This is a genomic window from Corynebacterium sp. HMSC073H12 (genome assembly GCF_001837775.1).
Lineage (GTDB): Bacteria > Actinomycetota > Actinomycetes > Mycobacteriales > Mycobacteriaceae > Corynebacterium > Corynebacterium amycolatum.
This window is the reverse complement of sequence record NZ_KV834038.1, coordinates 73,756-86,315: the sequence shown is the minus strand read 5'-3', so window position 1 is coordinate 86,315 and position 12,560 is coordinate 73,756. Positions and strand designations below refer to the sequence as shown.

Here is a 12,560-nt window from a genome sequence, read left to right as displayed (position 1 = left end):
CGGGTTCAAATCCCGTACGGGGTACAAAGATATACAAAGCACAAGCCTTCGCCCGTGATTGGGTGGAGGCTTTTGCTTTTTCGTGCTTGCCTCTACATTGCCTAACCCTCCACCGCGGCACTGGATTTCCACAGTCCTAGTATCGAAACTATGAAACATTCAAAACTCGTTTGTATTGGTCTCGGTCACGTCGGTTCGTATGTCCTGACATATGCCATGGAATCCGGGCTGTTCGCTGAGATTGTCACAATTGATACAGCACCAGGCGTTGCGCATGGCGAGGCTCTGGACCAATCCCAGTCCACTGGTGTTCCCGGCACGGACTATGTCAATGTGCATGCTGGGGACTACAGCGATTGCGTCGACGCGGATATGATTATCGTTGCTGCTGGTGCGTCCATTCTCCCGGATCCGGACGACCCGGATTCCCGGCCGGACCGTGCCGGATTGGCCAAGCTCAGCGGGCAAGTGGTTCGCGATGTCATGCCGGGAATCGTGAAGCATACGCGCGATGCGATTGTCCTCTTTATTACTAATCCGCTCGATGCGGTGGTGCACTTGGCCCATACCGAGTTCGATTACCCCGCGGAAAAGCTCTTTGGCACCGGCACGATGCTAGATTCGGCCCGACTGCGGTGGGTAGTTGCCAAGCAGCTGGGAATTGATCCAAAGTCAGTTACTGGCTACATGATGGGTGAGCATGGGCTTACGGCTGTCCCAATTTTGTCCACACTCAATGTTCAAGGTGTGAGGTGGACAGAACTGGAAAAATGGCATGGCACGCCGCTGCCTTCACCGCAAGAAATTCAAGATGCCGTGGTCGGGGCAGCTTACGATGTTCTCAATGCCAAGGGCTGGACTAATGCCGGTGTTGCACGCTCCGCTTTGGAAATTGCCCGCGCGGTGATGCTGGATCAAAACAGCGTCCACCCGGTGTGTACACGCTTGGATGGTGAATACGGGTTGCCGGATGTCTCGCTGTCGATGCCTGCGGTGATCGGCCGAAGTGGAATCATTCGCCGTATGCCACCACAGCTAAACAGCTGGGAGCTGGAGCGGCTGCGCGAATCTGCTCAGTACATCTTGAGCACCGTCGAGAACATGTAGAAGAAATTATGTAGGTTCCACTTTTGCCGAAACAAACGCGGGAAGTACTTTGCGCTCCTAAAATATTGGCATGAATTCGGCCAAGTCCTCCTACGTTCCGGAGCTGACCAGCATTCGAGCCATCGGTGCGTTCGGTGTCCTGCTTACGCATGCCGCGTTCTGGACTGGACATTACACGGACGATTGGTGGGGGCGCCTCAACGGTCGATTCGAAATTGGCGTCACCATCTTCTTCGTGCTCAGTGCGTTTCTGCTCACAGGGCGTTGGCTCGGTTCGCCTGACGACGTCCCTGCGAATCGACCGGACTTGCGGAAGTACTTCACCAGTCGCGCGAAGAGAGTTCTGCCGGCCTACTGGATTGTGGTTACTGCGGCATTCCTCATTCATGCCGCAGATGACCCGCCACCATCGGGTGGGGGTTTGCAGGGCTGGCTGCGGTCGATGTCTTTTACTCAGACGCTCCAATTCGGCTGGATTCACCCGGGCTTGCCGCAGATGTGGTCGATGGTGGTGGAAGTCGGCTTCTACCTGGTGTTGCCACTGGTGGGGCTTGGCATCTGGACAATCACGAAGGGGAGGCTGCGGCCTGGTCCAACGTTGGCCATCATTATTGGCTTTGGCCTTATTGGCCCGGTCTGGACTGTGCTGTCGCATCAGGAAGAGCTGCTGCCGGTAGCGGCACGGCTGTGGCCGATGGCGTATTTCGACTGGTTCGCCATCGGTATGCTGCTGGCCTACGGGCGAAAAGTTGGCTGGCGCGTCAATTTGGCGGCCAGCTGGCTGATAGCGCTAGTCCTGTTTTTCCTATCCACAACCACCCACGTGGGGCCAGCAACCTTGGTGCCGGATGATGTCGACCAGGCGTTGTGGAAGACCACGCTGTATGGCCTGTCCGCTGGTGCATTCGTGGCCCCGATTGCGCTGGGTACGGAGGTCAGGTGGCTTCGTCATCCAGCCATGATTTGGTTGGGAGAGGTCTCATACGAGTTCTTCCTCGTCCACGTGCTGGTCATGGACTGGGTGATGACGTTGATGGGCTATCAGACCTTCCAAGGCTCGATGTTGGCAGTGGCAATCGTCACCGCTGCCTTTGCCCTGCCGCTGTCGTGGCTGCTGCGACGCATCACCGATGTGCTCACGCGGAGACCAGGGCCTGAGAGCCCGTGGGCTGCCTACTGATCGTCGTCGTCAAGCGGGCCAAGCTCAGCGACGAGCACTTCCTGCGCGACCTTCATCGCGGACAGTGCAGCTGGTGCGCCGCAGTAACCGGAAGCGTGGACGATGGCTTCGGTGATCTCGGTGCGGGTCAGGCCGTTGGCGAGGGCACCCTTGATGTGGCCGCGCAACTCTTCGGTGGCGCGCAGAGCGACGAGCATTCCAATGTTGAGCAGGGAGCGATCACGCTTGGCCAGTCCTTCGCGGCTCCAGACAGAACCCCAGACTGTGGCGGTGATGTGCTTCTGCAGGGTCTCTCCATCGGAGCCGGCGTTGCGAGAGAGGGCGGCATCGACGAATTCGTCGCCCATTACCTCGCGGCGGATCTGGATACCGGCATCGTAGCGGTCGGAGGAAAATAGTTCATCATTGGGATTGCTCATGCTTGCTAAGTATAGGACTAGCAATGCGGATAAATTCCGAAATGTCCCCACTAGCTTCACTGCCGCGACGCATAACCACGCTGAGATTGCGAGTAAAACGGGTGCGGGTGGGGACGATGACGATGCGCCCGAGCGTTACCTGATCGCGAATTGCGCCGCGGGCGATGATTGTTGGCGCTGCCAGCGCAATCATGCCAGCACGCTGTGCTGACAGGGATCCGAATTCTCCCGCGGGTTCGGCGAGATTCCCCAGTGCATCTTCCACGACCTGTCTACTGCCGGAACCGGGTTCGCGAATAACCAGCGGGGTAGTGCACAGTTCCTCGATGGATATCTCGGCCCGCTCAGTCCACGGGTGCCCCGTCGGCACGGCGAGGACCAGCTCATCGGTGCCGATGATCCGCTCTTCGAGGTCGTGTCGACCAGCCTCGCCCTCAACCAGACCAAAGTCCACCGCACTGTCGGCTACTAGTTGCCGGACCTCCCGGGAGTTTGCCTGCACCATCGACAGTTTGACTGCGGGATGTTGCCGGTGGAACTCGGCGGCCCAGCCGGGGTAGTAGAGCTCAGCGACAGTATTGGACACCGCAAGGGTGAGGTGGCGGGGAACATCGTCGGAACGCAAGCTGGCGGCAATGCCCGAAAACCTGTGGCAGGCGGCGAGGAGGTCTGGGAGGGCGTCGATAAGCACTTGCCCTTTTTCCGTAGGTGAGACGCCGTAAGGGGAGCGTTCGAAGACGGTGATTCCCAGCGCTTTCTCCGCCCGTGCGATGCGTGCGGACATGGTCTGCTGGTTGGTGCCGAGCTCACGCGCAGCCTTCGAGATCGACCCCGCACGGGCGACGGTGAGAAGTGCTTCGAGTTCGGCCACAGCAGAGGGGTACATGCATCAATGGTACCCCTCGCAGAGTTTCGTGATAGCTGTGACTGCAGCAAGCGCAAATACAGTATGGGCATGACCAACTCTCCTCGCAGTGATGTGCTTGCGCCCGCCGGACCTGCGTGGGCAGGATCTCTGATGGGTACGTCCATCTTCGCCACGCTTGCGCACATTCATGACGTGCCGATGGTTCCGGAGCTGCTTCTCATCGTGGCAGTAGGCATTCTCGGTTTCATAGTGGTTGGCTGGTTGCGGCTTCGAAACCCGCCTTTCCACTCGAAGTTGATGGCACCGTGGGGCATGCTCTTGATGGGCATCATGGCTCTCGGTAGTGCTGCGACTGCGCTATCTAGTAACTCATCGTGGCAGCTGACGTCCTGGTGGATTGGAGCGCCGCTGGCAATCTACGTCAGCCTTCGTCAGCTGCGAGGATTCGAAGGCGAACCAACTTTTCAGTGGGGCCTCGCGCTAGTCGCCCCGATGGTGGCGGCGACAAGTGGCGCGCAGCTGAGCGTTGACTACGGCACGTTCTATCACGTCTGCGCACAAATACTCTTTTGGATGGCGCTGATTACGGTTCTGCCGGTTTTCGTACGCTGCTACGTCGCGCTGTTCTCTGGCACCATGCGCATCCCCGATTCTATCGCCGGTACTGCCTGGATTCCGCTCGGGCTGGTCGGTCAGTCCACGGTTGCTGCGCAGCTGCTTTTCAACCGAACCTTCGCTGTTGCTTACGGCGCTGTGGTGCTCATTGTCGGCATTTTCCTCGCTGCCATAGCTTTACGACGATTCACTCGTGCCGTAATCCGTTGGGCCGGCTATAGCCCTGGTTGGTGGGGTGCAACCTTCCCCGTGGGCACGATGAGCCTTGGTACGCACAGCCTGGGTGACACTACCGGCGTGCAGTGGCTATACGTAGTCAGCGCTGGGCTGCTATGTTTGCTGGCTGTGCACTGGTGCGCGTGCGTGGCTCGATTTGTTTGGTGGACGCGGAGCTAGCTAGTCAAGCTCGACCCGCACCCTCCCGTTGCGGTTCTGGTCTTCTCGTGGCGCAATACCCAGCGCGGCGGCGGGGAACAGAGCTGTGACGGCAAACAGTGCGGGGAAGCCCGCAGCGGCCACAATCGCACCCGAAACCGGAGGCGTTGCAGCGTAGATAATGTTCTGGAACGTGTTCTGCGTACCCATAGCGCGTCCGGACCAGAAGGGACCTGCGTATTCAGCAACTGCGGTGAAGGCAAGACCATTCGGGCTGACCACAGCAACGGCCAGTGCGCAGACCAGCAAAGTTCCAAGCGTGCGCCAATCAGCCCAGCTGGCAATCATCATTGCGACAGCCAAAACAAAGGTCGCACCCGCGACCCAGCGGTAGGGGCGGATGCGGGATCGCACTCGGTCGGAGAGCACACCCATTAGTGCTCGCGATCCGGCACCGAGCAGCTGTGAGACCATCACAATCGTGCCCGCCGTGCTATCGGCATACCCCACGGACAACAGCCACACCAGAATGTAGGCACCCATCATCGACTGCGGCCAGGACAGCAGCGCCGAGGCGATATGGATGCGCACGAGGTATTTGCCGTCGCGGTAAGGGCTGGCCGTGACGGTGGGGTTCGAGGCATCAGGGCGAGGGGGGTTCTTCACGCCCACCAGCACAAGCACCGCCAGCACGGCGCACAGGATTGCGGGCATCGCGAGTGCGACTCCGATGCTGTAATTCTGCGCGAGAGGGTGCATGGTTACCGCGGACAAAGCCGCGCCGAGGGGCTGAGCCATTTGGCGAATGCCCATCGCAGTGCCGCGCTGGTGTGGTGGGTACCAGCCCGACACCACGCGGCCGGATGCTGAGTTCACGCTTGCCGCTGCGCATCCGGCGAGGAAGAGTGTGGCCCCGAGCAGGGCCGGGCTTGACGACGAAGCCAGCGCCGCAAGCCCCGTCGTTAAGGCAGTAGAGGTCAGGCCGGCGAACAGAGCTGCGCGTTCGCCATAGCGGTCGACAAACCAGCCCCAGGCGATGAGCGTGAAGACAATACCGGCCGCCGGCATCGCTGCGACGAGGCCGGCGGCGGAGAGGCTTAAGCCGTTTTCCTGCAAGGATGGGATGAGAAAAGGCACACCCATGTGGACGACGGACGAGCCGACCGCCGCGAACATGGACAGAAGAAGGACCAGGTGACGGTAAGCGGGCATTACAGTCGAGAGCTCATCTCCTCGGCGGCGGCAAGAACGTTTGCGCCCCAGCATTCGTAGGGCGACGGAGTCATACGCTCCACGGGGCCGGAGACGGATAGGACTGCAATCATGCGCTGGTTTCCGTCGAAAACCGGGGCGGAGACGGAGGCGAGTGCGGGGTCGCGCTCACCCATGGACTCGGACCAGCCGAGACGTCGGCAGTCGTCGAGGTCCTGTTGGTTGAAGTCGGCGTCGGGCAGCATTCGCTCAGTGAGGTTGGCCGGGCCAAAGGCCAGGAGAACACGTGCGGCGGAGCCGGCGGTTAGCGGCATGCGAGAGCCAACTGGCACGGTGTTACGCAGTCCGGTGGCGGGCTCCATGGAGGCAATACAGGTGCGGGTGTCGCCGGTGAGCCGGTAGAGCTGCACTGACTCGCCGGTCACCTCTACCAGCTTCGGCAGGATGTGCGCTGCGGCGTCGGCAAGCAGGTCAGTTGTGACAGGTGTGATCTCGGTGAGCCCGGGGCCCGTCGTCCAGCGGCCGTCCGGAGTGCGGGTGACAAGGCGGTGCACTTCCAACGCCGTGGCCAGCCGATGGGCGGTCGCGCGGGGCAGCCCGGTGTCCTCGCAGAGCTCGGCGAGGGTGCGAGGAGTTTGCGCAACGGACTTGAGAATGAGTACCGAACGATCGAGAACTTTAATGCCACTTAGAGCTGGCGTCTCGGATGTGCTAATCTGTCCCATGCCATGATATTAACATCTCATACTTTGAGATAAAAGCGATATATCCGGAAGGCGGCTCACCCACCATGCGCACCACGGACACCAGCCCGAAGACTCTGGCCGAGAAAGTCTGGCGTGACCACGTAGTCAAGCAAGGCGAAAACGGCGAACCAGATCTGATTTATATCGATCTGCACCTCGTCCACGAGGTTACCTCGCCGCAGGCTTTTGATGGCCTCCGTCTGGCAGGGCGCAAGGTGCGCCGCCCGGATCTGACCATCGCAACCGAGGACCACAACGTTCCGACCACCGTCGCCGGTGGCCAGATTAATTTGATTGAGGAACCGACCTCTCGCACCCAGATTGCCACACTGCGTAAGAATGCCGAGGAGTTCGGCATCCGCCTGCATCCGATGGGCGACCGTGAACAGGGCATCGTGCACGTTGTCGGTCCGCAGCTGGGCTTGACTCAACCGGGCACCACCGTTGTCTGTGGTGACTCCCACACTGCAACGCACGGTGCTTTCGGCGCGATGGCCTTTGGTATCGGTACCTCCGAGGTTGAGCACGTTCTGGCTACCCAGACCCTACCGCTGAAGCCTTTCAAGACCATGGCGGTCAATGTCACCGGCGAGCTGCAGGATGGTGTTACCGCCAAGGACCTGATTCTGGCGATTATCGCCAAGATTGGCACCGGTGGGGGCCAGGGGCACGTTATCGAGTACCGCGGCGAGGCCATCGAGAAGCTGTCGATGGAAGCCCGCATGACCATCTGCAACATGTCCATCGAGGCCGGTGCCCGCGCCGGCATGATTGCTCCGGACGAGACCACCTTCGAATACCTGAAGGACCGCCCGCACGCGCCGCAGGGCGAGCAGTGGGACGAGGCCGTCGAGTACTGGAAGTCGCTGGTTACTGAAGACGATGCGGAGTTCGACAAGGTTGTTGAAATCGACGGTTCCGCGCTGACCCCGTTCGTTACCTGGGGCACCAACCCAGGCCAGGGTGTGCCGCTGGGCGAGACCGTGCCGGATCCGGAGTTTATCGCTGAGGACTCCGACCGTATCGCCGCCGAGCGCGCACTGGAGTACATGGATCTGAAACCGGGCACCCCGATGCGCGACGTCAATGTTGACGTGGTCTTCGTCGGTTCCTGCACCAATGGCCGCATCGAGGACATGCGCGCTGTTGCCGACGTGCTGAAGGATCGCAAGGTTGCCGATGGCGTTCAGATGCTCATCGTGCCGGGCTCCGCAAAGGTCCGTGCGCAGGCTGAGGAAGAGGGACTGGGCAAGATCTTCGAAGAGGCAGGTGCGGAATGGCGTATGCCGGGCTGCTCCATGTGCCTGGGCATGAACCCGGATCAGCTGACTCCAGGACAGCGTTGCGCTTCGACCTCCAACCGCAACTTCGAAGGCCGCCAGGGCAAGGGCGGTCGTACCCACCTGGTCAGCCCGGCTGTCGCCGCAGCTACCGCCGTCGCCGGTCATTTCGCAGCACCGGCTGATCTCTAACTGACTCTCACTGCCGATCTTTGTACAACAGACCCAAGCAGAACTTCTAAGGACCTTTCACCATGGAAAAGTTTGATACTCACACCGGCGTCGGCGTTCCCCTGCAGCGATCCAACGTCGACACCGACCAGATCATCCCGGCCGTCTACCTAAAGCGCGTCACCCGCACCGGCTTCGAGGATGGCCTGTTCAGCAACTGGCGCAACAACGAGTCTGACTTCGTGCTCAACCGTCCGGAGTACGCAAAGGGCTCCATCCTCGTAGCAGGGCCGGACTTCGGTACCGGTTCCTCCCGTGAGCACGCCGTGTGGGCGCTGATGGACTACGGCTTCCGCGTCGTCATCTCATCCCGCTTCGCCGATATCTTCCGCGGTAATGCCGGCAAGGCGGGCTTGCTCGCCGCACAGATGCAGCAGTCTGATGTCGAGCTGCTGTGGAAGCTGCTCGAGGCCAACCCGGGCATGGAGCTCACCGTCAACCTGGAGACCCGCACCGTCGAGGCCGGCGAGCAGGTCTTCCCGTTCGAGGTCGATGACTACACTCGCTGGCGTCTGATGGAAGGGCTTGACGACGTCTCTCTGACCCTGCGCAACGAAGCGGACATTGTGGCCTACGAGAAGAGTCGTCCGGCCCACAAGCCGAAGACGATGTAGGTCAAAAATGCTCTAGTCCAATCCGCGGTAGGCGTTAGACTTGCCGTATGTATCTGGCAATCACTAAACACTCTCGGCTAGGTGAATCTTCGCCTGTTGAATCGGCACGCGATTTGGGATTTATTTTGCGAAAGCATCCCGATCGCGTGCATGAGGCCGAGTTAAAGTTCGGTGTTGCCCGAGTCTTTTTCCCCACTGCAACCGATGCCGAATGCACGGCAGCCCTCTGGGTTGATATTGACCGCGATGAGTTGCTGAAACTCAAGCAGTACCGTGCCGATACGTTCAATCTGACCGGCTACATTAATGATCGGCAGTGGGCTGCGTCATCGCTTTTGACTGTGGCGTTGAAGTCGGTCTTCTCCACGGCGATGGTCATGGAAAAGACTTCGCCTTACGACGAAACCCCAAGCGACCTCACCGCGACAGTCGCGGCGGTACCCGGCACCGAGGAAGAAATCCGTGCTTTGTTTGAGCCATTGGGGTGGAAGGTCACCTGCGATTTCTTCAACAACATTGCCGGGCAGAAGTTCTCACCGACGGTGACCCTCACAGGTCGAGCAACCGTTCGTGATTTGCTCAATCACCTGTATATTCTGCTTCCCGTCCTCGACGGTGGGAAACACTATTGGGTTGATGACCGGGAAATCGACAAGCTGGCCGCGCGCGCCCAGGACTGGCTGCCGGAGCACCCGAAGCGGGAGAAAATCCTAAAGCGCTACCTTGCCGATCAAAAAGGCCTGGTCAACGAAGCCGTCGTGAAGCTTGCCGGGGAAGCTGGTGCAATCGAACTGGCCAGCGGTGACCAGACAGCCAAGCCGCTCAATCGACAGCGTCAAGACCGAGTGCTGCGTGAGGTATTTAGCCTGCGCCCGCGCAGCGTGGTGGACATCGGCTGTGGTTCCGGCGTGTTGCTGGGGCCGATGCTGGAGAATCCGCGAATCGCGCAGATTGTTGGCACTGATGTCTCTGTAGGGGAGCTTCGTAAGGCGCACAAGGCGCTGAACCTAGATCGCATGCCGGAGCGCCAAGCCGCGCGGGTGGAGCTTTTCCAATCCTCGGTCACCTATGCCGACGAGCGCATTGCAAATATGGACGTGGCAATTCTGATGGAGGTCATCGAACATGTTGATGCCGACCGACTGCCCGCGCTGGAGAACAACGTTTTCGGGCTTGCCAGGCCGCAGTATGTCATCGTCACCACGCCGAACAGGGACTACAACGCGTGCTATCCAAACCTAGCGCCCGGACAGTTCCGACACCTCGATCACCGCTTCGAGTTCAGCCGCGCAGAGTTTCGCCAGTGGGCGACGGGCGTGGCCGAGAAGTTCGGCTATCTCGTCGACTTCGACGGAATTGGGGACGTGCACGAAACCTATGGCCAACCGACCCAAATGGCAGTCTTTTCCTACGACTTCACCGCAGCAGAGGAGAGCTGATTATGAGTACCATCTCGCTTCCTAACCTCAGCTTGGTCATGCTGGTCGGTGTCTCTGGCGCCGGAAAGTCGACGTTTGCGGCACGGCACTTCGGCCCGTTTGAAGTCGTATCCTCGGATACCTGTCGCGGCATTGTTTCCAACGATCCGAATAACCAGGCGGCGACGGCGTCTGCTTTTGAGCTGCTGGAGACGATCGTCGGCAAGCGCCTGGAAGCAGGCTTGCTCACCGTGGTCGATGCGACGAATGTGAAGCCGCAGGACCGTGCCCGGCTCGTGAAGCTGGCGCGCAGCCACCATGCGCTGAATGCTGCCATCGTTTTGAATCTTCCGCTGGCGGAGGCGAAGGAGCGGCACAGGGAGCGCACTGACCGCAATTTCGGAGTAGAGGTGTTGGAGCGGCAGCACCGTGACCTGCGCCGAGGACTCAAGCACATTAAGCGCGAGAAGATTCACAACGTTTTCATCTTGAATTCCGCGACGGAAATTGAAGAGGTCACCATTGAACGTGTTCCGCTCAAGGTCAACCGCAGCGACCTCCACGGTCCGTTCGACATTATCGGCGACGTCCACGGCTGCTTCGATGAGTTGACCGAACTGCTGGCAAAGCTTGGCTATCAGCTCTCGGCAGATGGAAGCGATGCTCATCACCCCGATGGTCGCACGGCCATTTTTGTTGGTGACCTTGTCGATCGCGGCCCCAATAGTCCAGCCGTCTTGAAACTGGTCATGGGAATGGTCGCTGCCGGCAATGCCCTCTGCGTGCCCGGAAACCATGACTCTAAGTTGGTGCGCGCCCTCGACGGCCACAACGTCACCACTGGACACGGGCTGGCCGAAACGCTCACTCAGCTCGCCGACGAAAGTGAGGAGTTCCGGAAGGGCGCCCGTGAATTCATCGACCACCTGCCCGTGCACTACGTGCTTGACGACGGCGCTCTGGTCGTAGCCCACGCGGGATTGCCTGAGCACCTCCATGGCAGAGCCTCCGGAAAGGTCCGTGAGTTCGCGCTCTACGGTGCGACTACTGGCAAGCTCGATGAAAATGGCCTGCCAGAACGTCTGGATTGGGCAGCGGACTACCGCGGTGCCGCCCGTGTTGTCTATGGCCACATGGAAGCGGACCGTCTGCGCTGGGTCAATAACACCATGTGCATCGACACTGGTTGTGTCTTCGGCGGCAAGCTCTCTGCGCTGCGCTATCCCGAACTAGAGACCGTGCAGGTCGATGCAAAGCAGACCTGGTGGGAGGCCCCATCGCGCAGCACCACCAACCGTCCGGAGTCCGAGCTGCGCATCACTGATGTGTTAGACGTCGATGGTATTCAGACTGGCCGGCATGGCCGCATCCGCATTGATAGTGACCGCGCGGCTGCAGCGCTGGAAACCATCAGCCGTTTCACGCTCGCACCGGAGAAAATTCCTTACCTGCCACCGACCATGTCACCGGCGCCGACCTCGCAGCGAGAGGGCTTCCTAGAACACCCGGAGGAGGCATTCCGCTACTACGCAGCGTACACTGACCAGGTCATTTGTCAGGAAAAGCACATGGGTTCCCGAGCTGTGCTGTGCCTGATCCGGCCAGGGGCGAAGACTCGTTTCGGTGCTAGCTCGTACGCATATACCCGGACGGGGCGTGCCTTCTTCGACGACACGACCCCGGCACTTGATGCCATGACCAAGGCCGCAACGCGCGCCGGGCTTTTTGACCAATTCGGCAATTGGATCCTGCTCGACGGCGAAATGCTGCCCTGGAATCTCAAGGCCCAAGGGCTTATCGACGAGATCTATGCACCCACCGCTGCCGCTGGTATCGGTGCAGCGACACACCTCGCGGCAGCGCTGCAGGCGGCAACCGACAGGGGAGTAGAGGTCGGTGGTCCTGCTCCAGAGCAGACTCTGGACGAGCTCGAGAAGTTCCGCGCTGCCTACAACCGGTATGTCGACAGCGACAAGAAGATTCAGTTCGCACCGTTCCAAGTGTTGGCAAGTGAGGATGCCACCTGGCACCACAAGCCCCACTCATGGCACTTGGATATCGCGAACCAGCTGGTAGCAGCTGACAGTGAGATCTACCGGCAGACGCGCTGCTTCGTCCTCGACCCCAGTGACCCGGAACAGGTGGAGGCCGCATCGCAGTGGTGGTTGCAGCTGACAGAGTCGGGCGGGGAGGGGGCCGTCGTCAAGCCAATGGAAAACGCAGAGACGCCGCGTCAGGTGCAGCCCGGCATGAAGGTGCGCGGACGGGAGTATCTGCGCATGATTTATGGGCATGACTACCTGCACCCGCAGCGTCAAGAGCGGTTGAAGCGGCGAAATCTGCAGCACAAGCAGTCATCGGCGCTACGCGAATATGCCCTCGGCATCGAGTCGCTGGAGCGACTAGCGGCGGGCGAGCCTCTGCATCGGATCCATGTCCCCGTCTTCGGCGTGTTGGCGCTGGAGTCAGAGCCGATGGATCCCAGGTTGTAGGGG

General features: G+C 60.2%; 11 protein-coding genes. 7 read left to right on the top strand and 4 right to left on the bottom strand.

Annotated elements, in window-relative coordinates:
- The first annotated feature begins 150 nt into the window (after positions 1-150).
- Complete coding sequence (locus HMPREF2708_RS07110) at positions 151-1,107, top strand: lactate/malate family dehydrogenase (protein ID WP_070833671.1); 957 nt, start codon at positions 151-153, stop codon at positions 1,105-1,107.
- Positions 1,108-1,177: 70 nt separating this feature from the next.
- Positions 1,178-2,287: an acyltransferase family protein gene (locus tag HMPREF2708_RS07105; protein ID WP_070833670.1), complete on the top strand. Its 1,110-nt coding sequence runs from the start codon at positions 1,178-1,180 to the stop codon at positions 2,285-2,287.
- Here the strand turns inward: HMPREF2708_RS07105 and HMPREF2708_RS07100 are convergent.
- Together HMPREF2708_RS07100 and HMPREF2708_RS07095 are read right to left on the bottom strand one after the other, a co-directional pair.
- Positions 2,281-2,706 (bottom strand): carboxymuconolactone decarboxylase family protein, encoded by a 426-nt coding sequence (locus tag HMPREF2708_RS07100; RefSeq protein ID WP_070549654.1) that lies wholly within the window; start codon positions 2,704-2,706, stop codon positions 2,281-2,283. The genes HMPREF2708_RS07105 and HMPREF2708_RS07100 overlap by 7 nt on opposite strands.
- Positions 2,690-3,592 carry a LysR family transcriptional regulator gene (locus HMPREF2708_RS07095; protein ID WP_070833669.1) on the bottom strand — a complete coding sequence of 301 codons (903 nt, stop codon included), beginning with the start codon at positions 3,590-3,592 and terminating at the stop codon, positions 2,690-2,692. The genes HMPREF2708_RS07100 and HMPREF2708_RS07095 overlap by 17 nt, the downstream gene beginning before the upstream one ends.
- A 69-nt stretch (positions 3,593-3,661) precedes the next feature.
- Between HMPREF2708_RS07095 and HMPREF2708_RS07090 the strand changes: the two genes are divergently transcribed.
- Positions 3,662-4,585, top strand: a complete 924-nt coding sequence (locus HMPREF2708_RS07090; RefSeq protein WP_070833912.1) for a TDT family transporter — start codon at positions 3,662-3,664, stop codon at positions 4,583-4,585.
- On the opposite strand, the gene HMPREF2708_RS07085 is transcribed toward HMPREF2708_RS07090, so the two are convergent.
- Both HMPREF2708_RS07085 and HMPREF2708_RS07080 read right to left on the bottom strand, forming a co-directional pair.
- Entirely contained in the window at positions 4,586-5,776 is a 1,191-nt protein-coding gene (locus HMPREF2708_RS07085) for an MFS transporter (RefSeq protein ID WP_070833668.1), read from the bottom strand. It lies immediately after the preceding gene.
- Positions 5,776-6,501 (bottom strand): IclR family transcriptional regulator, encoded by a 726-nt coding sequence (locus tag HMPREF2708_RS07080; RefSeq protein WP_070833667.1) that lies wholly within the window; start codon positions 6,499-6,501, stop codon positions 5,776-5,778. Before HMPREF2708_RS07080 ends, HMPREF2708_RS07085 begins: the two co-directional genes overlap by 1 nt.
- A 65-nt stretch (positions 6,502-6,566) precedes the next feature.
- Between HMPREF2708_RS07080 and leuC the strand changes: the two genes are divergently transcribed.
- The 4 genes from leuC to HMPREF2708_RS07060 all read left to right on the top strand — a co-directional run bounded on the left by leuC (position 6,567) and on the right by HMPREF2708_RS07060 (position 12,557).
- On the top strand, positions 6,567-7,994 hold the full coding sequence (gene leuC, locus HMPREF2708_RS07075; RefSeq protein WP_070833666.1) for a 3-isopropylmalate dehydratase large subunit: 1,428 nt from the start codon (positions 6,567-6,569) through the stop codon (positions 7,992-7,994).
- A gap of 62 nt (positions 7,995-8,056) precedes the next feature.
- Complete coding sequence (leuD, locus tag HMPREF2708_RS07070) at positions 8,057-8,647, top strand: 3-isopropylmalate dehydratase small subunit (protein WP_038628602.1); 591 nt, start codon at positions 8,057-8,059, stop codon at positions 8,645-8,647.
- 47 nt (positions 8,648-8,694) lie between these two features.
- Entirely contained in the window at positions 8,695-10,086 is a 1,392-nt protein-coding gene (locus HMPREF2708_RS07065; protein ID WP_070833665.1) for a 3' terminal RNA ribose 2'-O-methyltransferase Hen1, read from the top strand.
- Between the two features lie 2 nt (positions 10,087-10,088).
- Positions 10,089-12,557, top strand: a complete 2,469-nt coding sequence (locus tag HMPREF2708_RS07060) for a polynucleotide kinase-phosphatase (RefSeq protein ID WP_070833664.1) — start codon at positions 10,089-10,091, stop codon at positions 12,555-12,557.
- The last annotated feature ends 3 nt before the right edge of the window (positions 12,558-12,560 follow it).

Bases quoted from the DNA above. Each gene is read 5' to 3' on its own strand.
- HMPREF2708_RS07110 (WP_070833671.1), top strand. From the start codon at position 151: ATGAAACATTCAAAACTCGTTTGTATTGGTCTCGGTCACGTCGGTTCG.
- HMPREF2708_RS07105 (WP_070833670.1), top strand. From the start codon at position 1,178: ATGAATTCGGCCAAGTCCTCCTACGTTCCGGAGCTGACCAGCATTCGA.
- HMPREF2708_RS07100 (WP_070549654.1), bottom strand. From the start codon at position 2,706: ATGAGCAATCCCAATGATGAACTATTTTCCTCCGACCGCTACGATGCC.
- HMPREF2708_RS07095 (WP_070833669.1), bottom strand. From the start codon at position 3,592: ATGTACCCCTCTGCTGTGGCCGAACTCGAAGCACTTCTCACCGTCGCC.
- HMPREF2708_RS07090 (WP_070833912.1), top strand. From the start codon at position 3,662: ATGACCAACTCTCCTCGCAGTGATGTGCTTGCGCCCGCCGGACCTGCG.
- HMPREF2708_RS07085 (WP_070833668.1), bottom strand. From the start codon at position 5,776: ATGCCCGCTTACCGTCACCTGGTCCTTCTTCTGTCCATGTTCGCGGCG.
- HMPREF2708_RS07080 (WP_070833667.1), bottom strand. From the start codon at position 6,501: ATGGGACAGATTAGCACATCCGAGACGCCAGCTCTAAGTGGCATTAAA.
- leuC (WP_070833666.1), top strand. From the start codon at position 6,567: ATGCGCACCACGGACACCAGCCCGAAGACTCTGGCCGAGAAAGTCTGG.
- leuD (WP_038628602.1), top strand. From the start codon at position 8,057: ATGGAAAAGTTTGATACTCACACCGGCGTCGGCGTTCCCCTGCAGCGA.
- HMPREF2708_RS07065 (WP_070833665.1), top strand. From the start codon at position 8,695: ATGTATCTGGCAATCACTAAACACTCTCGGCTAGGTGAATCTTCGCCT.
- HMPREF2708_RS07060 (WP_070833664.1), top strand. From the start codon at position 10,089: ATGAGTACCATCTCGCTTCCTAACCTCAGCTTGGTCATGCTGGTCGGT.